Annotated in this window: 13 protein-coding genes and 1 pseudogene; 9 read left to right on the forward strand and 5 right to left on the reverse strand. The window is 72.4% G+C overall.

All coding sequences use genetic code 11. The annotated features are described in order from the left end of the window. The first annotated feature begins 38 nt into the window (after positions 1 to 38). Positions 39 to 542 (forward strand): SigE family RNA polymerase sigma factor, encoded by a 504-nt coding sequence (locus OHA72_RS08580; protein ID WP_327007297.1) that lies wholly within the window; start codon positions 39 to 41, stop codon positions 540 to 542. Next, positions 539 to 1,594 carry an LCP family protein gene (locus OHA72_RS08585; protein ID WP_327007298.1) on the forward strand — a complete coding sequence of 352 codons (1,056 nt, stop codon included), beginning with the start codon at positions 539 to 541 and terminating at the stop codon, positions 1,592 to 1,594. The genes OHA72_RS08580 and OHA72_RS08585 overlap by 4 nt, the downstream gene beginning before the upstream one ends. On the opposite strand, the gene OHA72_RS08590 is transcribed toward OHA72_RS08585, so the two are convergent. Beyond that, entirely contained in the window at positions 1,591 to 1,809 is a 219-nt protein-coding gene (locus tag OHA72_RS08590; RefSeq protein ID WP_327007299.1) for an Rv3202a family protein, read from the reverse strand. The two genes, OHA72_RS08585 and OHA72_RS08590, sit on opposite strands and share 4 nt — an antisense overlap. 205 nt (positions 1,810 to 2,014) lie before the next feature. Here OHA72_RS08590 and fbaA point away from each other — a divergent pair, with 205 nt between their 5' ends. After that, on the forward strand, positions 2,015 to 3,040 hold the full coding sequence (gene fbaA / locus OHA72_RS08595) for a class II fructose-bisphosphate aldolase (RefSeq protein WP_327007300.1): 1,026 nt from the start codon (positions 2,015 to 2,017) through the stop codon (positions 3,038 to 3,040). A 50-nt stretch (positions 3,041 to 3,090) separates the two neighbouring features. Here the strand turns inward: fbaA and OHA72_RS08600 are convergent, their stop codons facing one another. Continuing rightward, entirely contained in the window at positions 3,091 to 4,311 is a 1,221-nt protein-coding gene (locus OHA72_RS08600) for an LOG family protein (protein ID WP_327007301.1), read from the reverse strand. Positions 4,312 to 4,520: 209 nt separating this feature from the next. On the opposite strand from OHA72_RS08600, the gene OHA72_RS08605 reads away from it, so the two are divergent. Next, on the forward strand, positions 4,521 to 4,937 hold the full coding sequence (locus tag OHA72_RS08605) for a DUF3151 domain-containing protein (protein WP_327007302.1): 417 nt from the start codon (positions 4,521 to 4,523) through the stop codon (positions 4,935 to 4,937). A 3-nt stretch (positions 4,938 to 4,940) separates the two neighbouring features. Here the strand turns inward: OHA72_RS08605 and OHA72_RS08610 are convergent. Next, positions 4,941 to 6,571: pseudogene (locus OHA72_RS08610) on the reverse strand (MinD/ParA family ATP-binding protein). On the opposite strand from OHA72_RS08610, the gene OHA72_RS08615 reads away from it, so the two are divergent. Further along, positions 6,570 to 6,746: a hypothetical protein gene (locus tag OHA72_RS08615; RefSeq protein ID WP_327011989.1), complete on the forward strand. Its 177-nt coding sequence runs from the start codon at positions 6,570 to 6,572 to the stop codon at positions 6,744 to 6,746. The pseudogene OHA72_RS08610 and the gene OHA72_RS08615 overlap by 2 nt on opposite strands. Positions 6,747 to 7,061: 315 nt before the next feature. On the opposite strand, the gene OHA72_RS08620 is transcribed toward OHA72_RS08615, so the two are convergent. Beyond that, a complete protein-coding gene (locus OHA72_RS08620) occupies positions 7,062 to 7,946 on the reverse strand; it encodes a diacylglycerol kinase family protein (protein ID WP_327007303.1) in 885 nt (294 codons plus the stop codon). Between the two features lie 89 nt (positions 7,947 to 8,035). On the opposite strand from OHA72_RS08620, the gene OHA72_RS08625 reads away from it, so the two are divergent. From OHA72_RS08625 to OHA72_RS08640, 4 genes are all read left to right on the forward strand, one after another. After that, entirely contained in the window at positions 8,036 to 9,322 is a 1,287-nt protein-coding gene (locus OHA72_RS08625; protein WP_327007304.1) for an adenylosuccinate synthase, read from the forward strand. An 8-nt stretch (positions 9,323 to 9,330) separates the two neighbouring features. Continuing rightward, entirely contained in the window at positions 9,331 to 10,584 is a 1,254-nt protein-coding gene (purD, locus tag OHA72_RS08630; protein ID WP_327007305.1) for a phosphoribosylamine--glycine ligase, read from the forward strand. Between the two features lie 62 nt (positions 10,585 to 10,646). Further along, on the forward strand, positions 10,647 to 11,138 hold the full coding sequence (locus OHA72_RS08635) for a SigE family RNA polymerase sigma factor (protein WP_327007306.1): 492 nt from the start codon (positions 10,647 to 10,649) through the stop codon (positions 11,136 to 11,138). Continuing rightward, entirely contained in the window at positions 11,129 to 11,953 is an 825-nt protein-coding gene (locus tag OHA72_RS08640; protein WP_327007307.1) for a hypothetical protein, read from the forward strand. The genes OHA72_RS08635 and OHA72_RS08640 overlap by 10 nt, the downstream gene beginning before the upstream one ends. A 3-nt stretch (positions 11,954 to 11,956) precedes the next feature. Here OHA72_RS08640 and OHA72_RS08645 read toward each other — a convergent pair whose 3' ends face one another. Continuing rightward, the gene (locus OHA72_RS08645; protein WP_327007308.1) at positions 11,957 to 13,504 is read right to left on the reverse strand and encodes an AMP-binding protein; all 1,548 of its coding nucleotides are present in this window, start codon (positions 13,502 to 13,504) and stop codon (positions 11,957 to 11,959) included. Between the last annotated feature and the right edge of the window lie 25 nt (positions 13,505 to 13,529).

Consider the following 13,529-nt stretch of genomic DNA (forward strand, 5'->3'; position numbering starts at 1 on the left):
CCCTTGACCCGTCATTAGGGTCAGGGGGAGGGGGTCTGGTGACGTTCGAGGAGTTCGTCGAGGCGCGGTTGCAGGCGCTGCTGCGCTACGCGGTCATGCTCACCGGCGATCCACACACCGCGCAGGATCTCGTGCAGGAGACGATGATCCGCGCCCAGGTGAAGTGGCGCCGGATCGCGACCGCCAGCGTGCCCGAGCACTACGTCAAGCGGATGCTCACGAACGCCTACATCGACCTGCATCGCGGATCATGGCTGCGCCGGGTGGTGCTGCGGGCCGAGCTGTCCGAGCCGCTGGGGCCGCCGGTCGCCGACCACGCCGAGGCGTCCGCGGACCGCGACCAGATGTGGCTGTGGCTCGGCCGGTTGCCCAGGCGTCAACGGGCCGCATTGGTGCTGCGGTACTACGAGAGCCTCAGCGACGTCGAGATCGCCGAGGTGCTCGACTGTGCGATCGGCACGGTCCGTTCGCTGATCTCCAGGGCCCTCGCGACGCTGCGCACCGAGGTCGTCCCGGAGCTGATCGGCGGTGACGCCCGATGAGCGAGCCACCGGCCCCGTCGGCGCTCGCTTCAGCACTCGCCGCGGCGTTCGCCCGCCACGAGCAGGACGTGCCGGTCGCCGCGGCCCTGCGCCCGGGGATCGCTGCCGGCGTCCGCAAGCGCCGGACCCGCCGCCGCTGGCGGCTGTCGGGCGCGACCGCGCTGGTGCTGGCCCTGGCCGGTTCGCTGCCGATGGCGGTGCCGGACCGGCACATGCCCCCGATCCACACCGAGACGCTGCTGGAGGCCGGCAGCCCCGACGTCGGCAACTTCCTGCTGCTGGGCACCGACCGGCGCACGGGGTCACCGGGTGACACCGTGCGCGCCGACGCGATCCTGCTGCTGCACGTCGACGCCGACAGCCGCACCGTCTACCAGGTGTCGATCCCTCGCGACGTGCTGATCGACGTGCCCAACTTCGGCGTCCAGCAGGTCGGCACGGCGTTCGTCTTCGGGGGGTACGAGCTGACCTCCCGCCTCGTGGGCAACCTTGTCGGCGTCCCGATCGACGGCGGCGCGGTCATCGATTTCGCCGGCATGCAGCGGGTCACGGAGGCCGTCGGCGGCGTTGACCTGTGCGTCGATCAGCAGACGATCTCCATCCACCTCGGCCACGACCCCTCCTCCGGCCGCGTGGTGCCGCTGCGGTCCGGCATGCAGCCGGTCATCTACGAGCCCGGCTGCCGACACTTCGCCGGCTGGCAGGCCCTGGACTACGTCCGCCAGCGCCAGTCGCTCGCAAACGGCGCCGACGACCGCGACGCGCACGTGCGGCAGTTCCTCGCCGCGCTCGCCCGGCAGCTCGGGGACCCAGTGAAGCTCGCCAAGGCGTTGCCGGTCGCGGGGAGCGCCCTCGACCTGCACCTCGGCGACGTGTCACTGCCCATGCTGGCCGGCATGCTGGCCGGCTTCGACAAGTCCCAGGTGCCCGGGCTGAAACTGCCGACCGGGCCGGACCGCACCGTCCTGCCCGAGGGCGACGGCCTGTTCGCGGCGATGCGCGAGGGGACCGTCCCCGCCTGGGTCGCCGTACATCCGCAATACGTCGGTTAGCGGTATTCGTCGTCCATCGCGACCTCACGGTCCTGCTCGACCGCGTCGTACTCGTTCGCGTCCCAGGGGTGCGCGCGGTTGACCACCTGCCCACGGTCCTGCGGGTTGGCCGGGAGCGCCTGCTCCGCGGCGTCGGCGGACGGTGCCTCCGGGTCGCGCACGTCAGGGTCGAGCTGGTCGTCGAACGTCAGCAGATCCTCGTCAGGCTGGGTCATGCGTCCTCCCTCAGGTCCCTCCCACCGTACGACCGAATCAGTCGTAACGCTGCTGAGCCGGGCAATTCACCCCGTGCCCACCCTCCCGCCGTTCATGGGTCGCGAGCGCTGCGGGATACTCCGTTGCAGGACAGCGCGGTCCTCGACGAGCCGCGCACGCCCGGCTCCAAACACCGCACGATCCAAACAGCCAAGGAGCGCCGTCATGCCCATCGCCTCTCCCGATGTCTACGCCGAGATGCTCGATCGCGCCAAGGCCGGCGCGTTCGCCTACCCGGCGATCAACGTGTCGTCGTCGCAGACGCTGAACGCGGCGCTGCGCGGCTTCGCCGATGCGGAGAGCGACGGCATCATCCAGGTCTCCACCGGTGGCGCCGAATACCTCTCCGGCCCCACCGTCAAGGACATGATCACCGGATCGGTCGCCTTCGCCGCGTTCGCCCAGGAAGTCGCGAAGAAGTACTCGATCAACGTCGCCCTCCACACCGACCACTGCCCGAAGAACAATCTCGACAAGTTCGTCCGGCCGTTGCTCGCCATCTCGGCGGAGCGCGTCGCCAAGGGCCAGGACCCGCTGTTCCAGTCCCACATGTGGGACGGCTCGGCCGTGCCGCTGGGTGAGAACCTCCAGATCGCCGAGGAGCTGCTGGCGCTCACCGCCGCGGCCAAGATCGTGCTGGAGATCGAGGTCGGCGTCGTCGGCGGCGAAGAGGACGGCGTCGTCGGCGCGATCGACGAGAAGCTCTACACCACCGTCGAGGACGGCCTGGCCATGGTCGAGGCGCTCGGCCTCGGCGAGAAGGGCCGCTACATGGCCGCCCTGACGTTCGGCAACGTCCACGGCGTCTACAAGCCGGGCAACGTCAAGCTCCGCCCCGAGATCCTCAAGACCATCCAGGACGCGGTCGGCGCCAAGTACGGCAAGGACAAGCCGCTCTCGCTGGTCTTCCACGGCGGCTCCGGCTCGCTCCTCGAGGAGATCCGCGAGGCCCTCGACTACGGCGTGGTGAAGATGAACATCGACACCGACACGCAGTACGCGTTCACCCGCCCCGTCGCCGCGCACATGTTCACCAACTACGACGGCGTGCTGAAGGTCGACGGCGAGGTCGGCAACAAGAAGGCCTACGACCCGCGCGCCTGGGGCAAGGCGGGCGAGGCCGGCCTGTCCGCCCGCGTCGTCGAGGCCTGCGAGCACCTCCGCTCGACCGGCACCACGCTGTCCAAGTAGCTCCACCGCGAAAGGCCCGGCCCACCGTGGGCCGGGCCTTTTCGTATGTCTCAGGTGGTCAGGATCTCGGCGGCCTCGGCGACGTCGTCGGTGACGTGCAGCAGCTCGCGCAGGTCACCGACCGGCGACGCGGCCAGCAGGGGCTCCAGCAGGCCGCGGATCGGCAGGCGCTCGGTCCAGTGCCGCACGCCGAGGAACACGAACGGGCCGCTCACGCCGTCGGTGGCGTAGAACGTCTTCGTGGCGGCCTGGAAGATCTCCTGGACCGTGCCCGCCATGCCCGGCGCGAAGACGATGCCGCCGCGGGACAGGCGCAGGATTGTGTCCTCGCGGATGGCGTTGGAGAAGTACTTGGCGATCTTCGCGGCGAACAGGTTGGCCGGCTCGTGCCCGTACAGCCACGTCGGGATCGCCAGGCCGCCCCGCCGGGCCCAGGTCACCGGGTCGACGGCCACCTGGTCCGCGGGCGCGACCGAGTCGGGCGTCGGCGGCACCGGCTGGGCGAACGCGGCACGGACGTCCAGCGCGGCCCTGGTGAAGGGGTCGTGGTCGTGGAAGTCGGGCGCCACCGACAGCCGGTCGATTGCGTCCGTGAGGACGTCCAGCGGGCGGTCGGCCAGGAACGCGCCCAGGTTGGCCGCCTCCATCACGCCCGGCCCGCCGCCGGTCACGACCAGGCGGTCGGTGCGGGCCAGCCGCCACGCGAGCTCGGCGGCGGCGCGGAAGTCGGCCGCGCCGCGCAGCACGGCGTGACCGCCCATGATCCCGACCGCGGCGGCCGGGCCGCGGGCACCGATCCAGCCGGCGGTGACATTCGCCAGGGCATTGTCGATGCCGGAGTCGTGCATCCGCTGCGCGATCGCCTCGCGGATCTCCGGCGTCGCCCCGCCGGTCGAGCGGAAGTGCTCGTAGACCAGCGTGTCGAACATGCCGGCGAACCCGTCGGAGTCGAACCCGGCGGAGAGGTCGTCCGGCACGTACAGCTGCGACGGGTGCGTCGGATACGGCACGCCGGCGAACTCGGGGACGACCACCGCCCGCCGCAGCAACAGATCGACGACGGCGTCCAGGGCCGCGAAGTGACACCCGATGAACAGGGTGTCCTGCACGTCCACGGCGGACAGGTCGACGGCGGACAGGTCGAGACCCTGCACGATCTTGGTCGCCAGCGAGCCGGTGCTCAGGTGGAACAGCAGTTCCTCCGGCGACTCGATCTCTTCCGGCGAGTGATCGTGCAGCGCTACCACGTCTGGCGGGGGCGGTGTGGGCACGAGGTCATCTTGCCAGCCCTACGGCGTTTCCGTCGGCTCCCCGCAGGGGCGAGGAAAGGGCGATGGCCCGACCATGAAGATCGGGCCATCGCGTAACCGGGTCCTGGGGAGGCTCCGGACTTCCCTTTCTAGTACCTGCCCGAACCGGGCACACCCCCCGGTCGCGGGACGTACCCTCCACCGTTCAGCCAACCTGGTTGAATGGCTGCATGCAGAACCTGCTGCCACAGCCATCACCGACGTTGCTTCCCGCCGAGCCTGAGGCCGCCGCGAAGCTCGCCGCCGCCGCCGGTTCCGAGAAGGACGTCAAGGATGTCGCCGCGGCCCACCCGGCGTTCAGCGCCGCCTGGGCCGAGCTTGCCGAGATCTCCCTCGCCGACGGCGAGCCCGTCGCCGCCTATGCCTATGCCCGCACCGGCTACCACCGCGGCCTCGACCAGCTGCGCCGCAGCGGCTGGCGCGGCGCGGGGCCGGTCCCGTGGTCGCACGAACCCAACCGGGGCTTCCTGCGGGCGCTGAACGCGCTCGGCCTGGCCGCCGAGGTGATCGGCGAGCAGGAGGAGGCGGAGCGCTGCGCCCAGTTCCTCAACGACAGCGACCCCGCCGCCACCGCTGCGCTTCGCTGACCCTTACAGCCCTTCCGAGATGGCCGCGGCGACCTTCAACCAGGCGTCGCGGCTGGCGGAGGTCAGGCCCGCGTAGCGGATCGGCTCTCCTGAGTCGATGAAGCGTTCGTACGGCGCCAGCAGCACCGTCCTGGTCCGCGCCGCGAAGTGCCGGGTGATGGCCGGCACGTCCAGGTGGCGTCGGCTCGGCGGCATCGACACGACCGTCACCGCCTGCCGCACCAGCCGCTGCCGGCCGTGCTGCTCCAGGTGGTCCAGCATCCTCGACGCCGTCTCCGCGGAGTCGTTGCGCGCCGACATCGTCACCACCAGCTGGTCCGTCGCGTCGATCGAGGCCTGCCAGTTCTCCGCGCGCACGTTGTTGCCGGTGTCGACCACGATCAGCTTGTAGAAACGGCTGACCACGTCACGGATCTCCCCGAACGACTGCGCCGTGAGCATCTCGCCCGCCGTCGCCGACTCGTCGCTGGCGAGCACGTCGAACATGCCCTCGCCCTGCGCCCGCACGTACTGCGACAGGTCGCCGACCCGCCCCTGCGCACCCTGGAAGTGGTCCAGGTCACGCAGCAGGTCACGCACCGTGCGGGTGTGGAAGTCCTGCTGCGCCCGCATGCCGAGCGTGCCCTGCGTCTCGTTGTTGTCCCAGGCCAGCACGTATCCGCCGCGCTTCTGCCCGAACGTCATCGCCAGCAGCAGCACCGCGACGGTCTTGCCCGCGCCGCCCTTCGGGTTGACCACGGTCACCTGCCGCAGCCCGCCGAAGTTGCGCCGCACCAGGTCGACGTCGTGCCGGTATTCCAGCTCCCGCCGCCCCGGCCCGAGCGACACCATGCCGAGCGTCCCCTTGGACACCACGCCACGCACGCCGCGGACGGCAACCGGATCGACCGGCCGGGTCTGCCGGCGCCGCGAGAACTCCTCGGCGGTCGGCGTGCTCCCGTCGGACCAGCTCGACACCGGCGGCGGCTCGGTCGGCGGCCTGTGCCGCAGCGGCGGCGCCACCTCCCCGGGCACCCCGGTCCCAGGCTGCGGATGGTGTACGCCGGGCGCCTGGAACGCCGGCGGCGCCTCCGGTGCGGGCTGAACGCCCCGACGGGCGGCGCTGCGGGCGGCCCCGGATATCCGGGCGGAGCGGCATGCCCGGACTGCGCGCCATACGGCGGATATGCGGGCGGCGCCCCTGGCGGCGCGACGTGCGAGTGCGGCGGCCCTGGTGGTGCCGCAGGCGGTGCCGGATACGTCGGCGGCGCGGCGTGCGAGTGCGGTGTGGGGTACGCCGGTGGCGCGGGCGGCGCCGCGTGCGTGGGCGGCGCGGCGTAGGTGGGCGGCGCGGGCGGCGTCGCGTGCGTGGGCGGTGCCGGTGGCGCGGGCGGCGGTGGCGCTGCCGGCTGCGGAGGATGCATTCCCGGAGGCAGCGGCACGGGCACGCCGTTGGTCGGGAGAGCGTTCGCCCCCGGCATCGAGATCTCGTTGCGACCTGGCAAAGGAACCGGCCCCGCGCCTGAGACCGGAACCGGCCCCGCGCCCGAGACGGGGATCGGGCCGGCGCCTGAGACGGGGATCGGCCCCGCGCCCGAGACGGGGATCGGGCCGGCGCCCGAGACAGGGATGGCGGCGGCGCCGGAGATCGGGATGGCGGTGGAGCCCGAGATCGGCACCGCCGCAGGCCCGGAGACCGGCGACCGGACCGGAGCGCCGGAGACCGGCACGTGCGGCACCGGCTGGCCGTGCTGGACCGTCTCGTCGGGCTGGTCGTCATCGGCCGGCGACGGCACGAGCCACGGCCCGGGCGGCCCGCCGTCACCCTGATGCCCGGAGGCCTGCCCGGACCTGCCGAGACCCACCCGCCCCGGCGGCTGCGACCACGGCGACCCGACCTGCTCGACCGCCGGCCGGGCGTCCGTCCGGCCATCCCCGGCAGGCGGGGCAGGATCGTCCGAAGGCGTGGTGTCGTCCTGCTCCAGGTCGTCGTCGGTGGGCCGCACCGGGCCCGTGGTGACGGGTCGTTCGGTGCGCCGGCCCGAGATGATCTCGTCGGGCGGCCAGAGTGCGTCGTTCACAGCTGTTCCCCTCCCGCGCTCTCCCACCGTATGCGAGTCGGCACCGTATGCGAAGGTGGCGCCGTCAGGGCACGTAGACGGCCCAGGCGGAGCGCTCCATCCACCACGAGCGCTTCCTGGTGAGGGTGCCTTCGGCGCCGTCGTCGACGAAGGGGACGTCGACGCGGGGGGTGATCGCGACCGCGCGCCCGTGCGCGCGGCGGACCTCGATCTCGACGCGGGGGCGGCGGAAGAGCGACCGGGACGCCCGGGGCACCGCGACCGCCACGTCGATGATGCCGTCGCTCATGTCCGGCGAGAGGACCAGCGGGAGGCCGTCGACCGTCGCATACCGCGAGGCGTTGGCGACCACCGACATGAGCACCGGCTCGGTGCCGTCGGCGAGGACGGTGTCGTCGACCTCGACCCGGGCCAGGTAGGTGCTGGCCGAGCCGCTCGCGTCGACCCCGCCGACCAGGACCCCGTCGAGAGTGACCGAGCCGGCGTCGTTGCGCAGCAGATCGAGGCGGCGGACGTTGCCGCCCAGGACCGCCGCGGCGATGTCCGCCGGGGTGCGGGGCAGGCCGAGCCGGCTGACCAGGTCGGTCGAGTCCGGGCCCAGCGGCAGCACGCCGATCGGCGGCAGGTCCGGCAGGGTCCGGTCGTCCGGGATCGCCTCCTGCGAGAGCGACCGCTTGCTGGGCGCCGGCGCATACATCCTGACCAGGCGCCGCATGACCGCCCGGAGCTGCCCATCGGCGGCGGTGGCCACGATCAGCCGCACGTCGGGGAGCGCCTTGAGCGCGGCGTCGATCTCCGTGTCGGTGTGTGCGACAACCGTCTCGACCTGGACGCTTGCGGTGCGCAGCGCGTCGCGACAGGCAAGAATAGGGGTACGCGTGCCGCACGCGCCGTTTTCGCAGGCACAGGACGTGCCTTCGCCGAGCGCGAGCATCACCACGTCGACCACCGTTGTCAACCTGCCTTTCACGCGGTTGTTAGCCTGGCACCCCGGGCGACCCGCTGGGGCGCCCGACCCTTTGGAGAGGGCAACAGACGATGCCAGCGATCGTGCTCATCGGCGCTCAGTGGGGCGACGAGGGCAAGGGCAAGGTTACCGACATGATTGGCGGCGACGTCGACTACGTCGTGCGCTACTCCGGCGGCAACAACGCGGGTCACACCGTGGTGACGCCGGACGGACAGAAATTCGCCCTGCACCTGATGCCGTCGGGGGCCCTGTGGCCCAACGCGGCGATCGTCATCGGCAACGGGGTCGTGATCGACCCGAAGATCTTGCTGATCGAGATCGACGGTCTGGCGGAGCGCGGCGTCGATGTGTCCCGCCTGATGATATCGGGTGACGCACACCTCATCATGCCGCACCACCGTGCCCTGGACCGGGTCGTCGAGCGCTACCTCGGCTCGTCGCGGATCGGCACGACCGGCCGTGGCATCGGCCCCGCCTATGGCGACAAGGTCGCCCGCATGGGCATCCGGGTCCAGGACCTGCTCGACCCGGGCATCCTGCGCAAGAAGCTCGAGATCGTGCTGCGCGAGCGCAACCAGGTCCTCTTCAAGGTGTACAACCGCAAGGAGATCGACGTCGACGCGACGGTCGAGGAGTACCTCACCTACGCGGAGCGGCTGCGGCCCTACATCACCGACACCCGGCAGGTGCTGTGGAAGGGCCTGGAGGAGGGCCGCACGGTCCTTCTCGAGGGCGCCCAGGCGACGATGCTCGACATGGACCACGGCACGTATCCGTTCGTGACGTCGTCCAACCCGACCGCGGGCGGCGCCTGCGTCGGCGCGGGCGTGCCGCCGACCGCGATCACGCAGGTGATCGGCGTGACCAAGGCATACACGACGCGTGTCGGCTCCGGTCCCTTCCCCACCGAGCTGTTCGACGACTTCGGCGTGCACCTGCGCAAGATCGGCCGTGAGTACGGCACGACGACCGGGCGGGAGCGGCGCACCGGCTGGTATGACGCGGTCGTCGCCAGGTACGCGACCCGGCTCAACGGCATCACGGACCTGGTCGTCACGAAGCTCGACGTGCTCTCCGGGCTGGAGAAGGTGCCGATCTGCGTGGCGTACGAGGTGGACGGCAAGCGCACCGACGAGATGCCGATGACGCAGACCGAGTTCCACCACGCGACCCCCGTCTACGAGGAGCTCCCCGGCTGGTGGGAGGACATCTCCAAGGCGCGCGTGTTCGCGGACCTGCCGGCCAACGCGCAGCGCTACATCGAGCGGATCGAGGAGCTCGCGGGCACCCGCGTGTCGATCGTCGGGGTGGGTCCAGGCCGTGACGAGAACGTGGTGCGGCACAGCCTGATTTAATCTGTCGCGTGCGCGTACTCCTGCTCGGCTCCGGTGGTCGTGAACACGCGATCGCCGCGGCCCTGGCCGCCGACCCCGCCGTGACCGACCTGATCTGTGCCCCGGGCAACCCGGGCACGGCCGCCATCGCGGCGAACGCTGAGGTCGACGCGCTCGACCCGGCCTCCGTCGCCGCGCTCGCGGTGGAGCGCGCCGTCGACCTCGTCGTGGTCGGCCCGGAGGCGCCGCTGGTGGCCGGGGTCGCCGACGCGGTCCGCGCGAAGGGCATCCCCTGCTTCGGCCCGTCGCAGGCGGCGGCGCAGCTGGAGGGCTCGAAGGCGTTCGCGAAGGACGTGATGCGGGCGGCGGGCGTGCCCACCGCCCGCTCGTTCGTCTGCACCTCCGAGGCGGAGCTGGCCGCCGCGCTCGACGCGTTCGGCGCGCCCTACGTGGTGAAGGACGACGGTCTCGCCGCCGGCAAGGGCGTCGTCGTCACCGACAGCCGCGACGAGGCCCTCGCACACGGCGTCGCCTGCGAGCGGGTCGTCGTCGAGGAGTACCTCGCCGGTCCCGAGGTCTCCCTGTTCGTGGTCACCGACGGCACGGCCGCCGTGCCGCTGCAGCCGGCCCAGGACTTCAAGCGCATCGGCGACGGCGACGCCGGCCCCAACACCGGCGGCATGGGCGCGTATTCGCCGCTCGCCTGGGCCCCGGCCGGGCTGGTCGAGGAGGTCATGGCGACCGTGGTCCAGCCGACCCTCGCCGAGATGCGCCACCGCGGCACCCCGTTCACCGGAGTGCTGTACGTCGGCCTCGCGCTGACCGCTGAGGGGCCGAAGGTCATCGAGTACAACTGCCGCTTCGGAGACCCGGAGACCCAGGTCGTGCTCGCCCGGCTGGAGACACCGCTGGCCGGTGTCCTGCACGCCGCGGCGGTCGGGCAGCTCGCCGAGGACCCGCCGCTGGCGTGGCGGCCGGGCTCGGCGGTGTGCGTGGTCATGGCCAGCGCCGGCTACCCGGAGTCGGCCCGCAAGGGCGACGTCATCACGGGCGCCGACGGCGTCCCCGGCGTCATCCACGCCGGCACCGCCCGCCGCGCCGACGGTGCCCTGGTCACCAGCGGCGGCCGGGTCCTGACCTGCACCGCCGTCGGCGACACCCTGGCCGAGGCCCGCGCGGCCGCGTACCGCCTCGTCGACGGCGTCACGTTCGACGGCGAGCAGCACCGCACCGACATCGCCCTCGCCGCGCTGCACGACCAGGTCCTGATTCCCTCGAAGTAGAGGCAACCCCGCGCGGTGCGGCCTCCGTTCTCCCGGTGAACCCGAACGGGGAGGGAGCACGGATGCCGACCGAGCAGGCCTACCGCGACTACGTCGCGGGCAACCTGGACCGCCTGCGCCGGACCGCCTACCTGCTGTGCGGCGACTGGCACCTGGCCGACGACCTGACGTCGACGGTGCTGGTCAAGCTGCTGCGGCACTGGAGGCGCGCGGCGGTGATGGAGCACCGCGACGCGTACGTGCGACGCATGCTCATGTCCGCCTGGCTGGACGAGCGGCGGCGCCCCTGGCGGCGCGAGTCGTCCACCGACCGGCTGCCGGACCGGCCCGCCGCCACCGCCGACGCCGACCAGCGGCTCGACGTGCTCTCCCTCCTCGCCGGGCTGCCCCCGCGCCGCCGGGCCGTGCTGGTCCTGCGGTACTTCTGCGACCTGTCCGTCGAGGAGACCGCGCAGGCGCTCGGCTGCAGCGAGGGCACCGTGAAGAGCCAGGCCGCCCGGGCGTTGGAGTCGCTGCGGGCCGGCCTCAAGGAGGGAGACCCGTTGTGGATCTGACCCAGGCCATGCTCGCCGCCACCGAGCACCCACCGCCCACGAGCATCGACGTCGACCAGCTGATCACCGGCGAGCGCCGCCGCACCCGCCGCCTGCACTCGGTCACCGGGATCGCGGTCGCGGTCGCGCTGACCGCCGCGGTGCTGGTGGTGCCGCAGTACCTGCGCCGTACGGCACCCGGGCAAAGCCCCGGCGTGGCCCCACCGGCCACCGCGGCCGCCACCAAGGCGACTTCGTCGCTGGCGCCGGTCGCCTGCGTCACGCCGGTGGCGACCGGCAATGTGGTCGTCGGTGGCGGCGCCCCGCTGGTGCCGGTGCGGGAGGAGTGCGGCGCCGCGCTCGCCCGGCTCGACGCCACGCTGACCGCGCTGCTCACCGAGCGGTTCCCGGACATCACGTTCACCAACATGCGCGGCGGAGAGCCGCTGCCGGCCCGGTTCGTCACGGACCCCACAAGCGTGGTCGGCTACAGCGCGGGCCTCGCGGTCCCCGGCGGCGGGCTGGCGGTGACGCTGCGGGCGAGCGAGCAGACCCCGGCGCACTACCGCGAGTTCGTCGACGAGCAGTGCGGCATCCAGCAGTCGACGAAGTACACCTGCCGTGGAGAGGTCCACGACGGCGCCCAGCTGCTGATCCGCACCTATCCGGTGCCACCGCAGGACAACTGGGCCATCGACGTGTGGTCCGTGCGCCCCGACGGCACGATGCTGTTCGTCACCGCGCGCGGCGACCAGCCCGGCGTGCAGCAGGCCCCGTTCGACGTCGACCAGCTCATCGCGCTGGTCACGGTGCCGGAGCTGACGTTGTACCCGTAAGCCTCAGTCGGTGTAGAGCTGGCGGCGCACGACCTTGCCGGTCGCGTTGCGGGGCAGCGCGGCGACGAAGTACACGTCCCGTGGCACAGAGAAGCGGGCCAGCCGGTGCCGGACGTACTCCCGCACCGCGTCCGGGTCGACGTACTCGCCGTCGTACAGGGCGATCCACGCCGCCAGCCGCTGCCCCCACTCCTCGTCCGGTACCCCGGCCACCGCCACCTCGCGGACCTGCGGCAGCTCGGCGATCACGTCCTCGACCGACGCCGGGTACACGTTCTCACCGCCGGAGATGACCATGTCGTCCTCGCGGCCGTCGACGAACAGCAGGCCGTCGGCGGACAGGTGGCCGAGGTCGCCGGTGCCGAGCAGGTCGCCGTGCGACTCGCGGCCGGTGCCGTTGGTGTACCCCTCGAAGAGCATGTCGTTGCCGACGAAGATCCGCCCGATGACGCCGGTCGGCAGCTCGGTGCCGCTGTCGGACAGGATCGCGATCCGGGTGCCGTGCGGCGGGCGGCCCGCGGTGCCGGGCGCGGCCCGGAGCTCGTCCGGCGTGGCGATGGAAGCCCAGGACGCCTCGGTGGAGCCGTACAGGTTGTAGAGGACAGGGCCGTACGCCTCCATGAACCGCGACGCGAGAGGGCCGGTCAGCGCCGAGCCCGACGTCGCGACGACCCGCAGCGTCGGCATGGGCGCGGGCGCCTCCAGCAGGCGCTGCAGCATCACCGGCACCGCGAACAGCGACGTGCTTCCGGTGGCCCGCACGGCGTCCACGGTGGACTGCGGGGTGAAGCGGCGGGCGACGACGATGGTGCCCCGCAGCGCCAGGCACAGCTGCAGCGCGGCCAGCCCCCACGTGTGGAACAGCGGCGCGGCCACGAACATCCGCTCGCCGGCGTACAGCGGGATGCGCGAGACGACCGACGCGAGCGGGCCGAGGCTTGCGGGGTTGCGCCGGCGGGCACCCTTGGGCGCACCGGTCGTGCCCGACGTCAGCACGACCACGCATCCCGCGTCGGCGGGCGGTTCGAGCTCGGAGGACGGTGCCCGGTGGATCAGCCCGGCGGTCTTGGAGATCGCCAGCCTCGGCAGGTGCGGCGGGACCGCGGCGAGCATGCCGAGCAGGTCGTCGTCGTGCACCAGCAGCGTCAGGGACTGGTCGTGCGCCACCGCCTCCAGCTGCGTGTTGCCGAGGCCGGTGTTGACGAGGACGGCCTGCGCGCCGAGGGCGATCAGGGCGAGCATCGCCTCGACCATGCCGGCGGAGTTGTTGCACAGCAGGCCGACCCGGTCGCCGGCGCGGACCCCGTGCTCGGCCCGCAGGGCGTTGGCGAGGCGGCGGACGCGCAGGTCGAGCTCGGCGTAGGTGATCTGGCGGTCCTCGTCGACGACCGCGACCCGGTCGGGGTCGCGGGCCGCGGTGGAACGCATCTCGCCGTAGAGGCCGAAGCCCCAGCGGCGCAGCGCGTTGAGCTGCCGGACGATCCTTGCGGGACTGCCGGGGTGCAGCAGTTTCCGGCTGGCCATCGTGCGCAGGATGAACGGCGTGTCCATGTCTCCCCTTTGCAACGGCGGCGAC

The sequence above is a fragment of the Dactylosporangium sp. NBC_01737 genome (assembly GCF_035963215.1).
Classification (GTDB): Bacteria; Actinomycetota; Actinomycetes; order Mycobacteriales; family Micromonosporaceae; genus Dactylosporangium.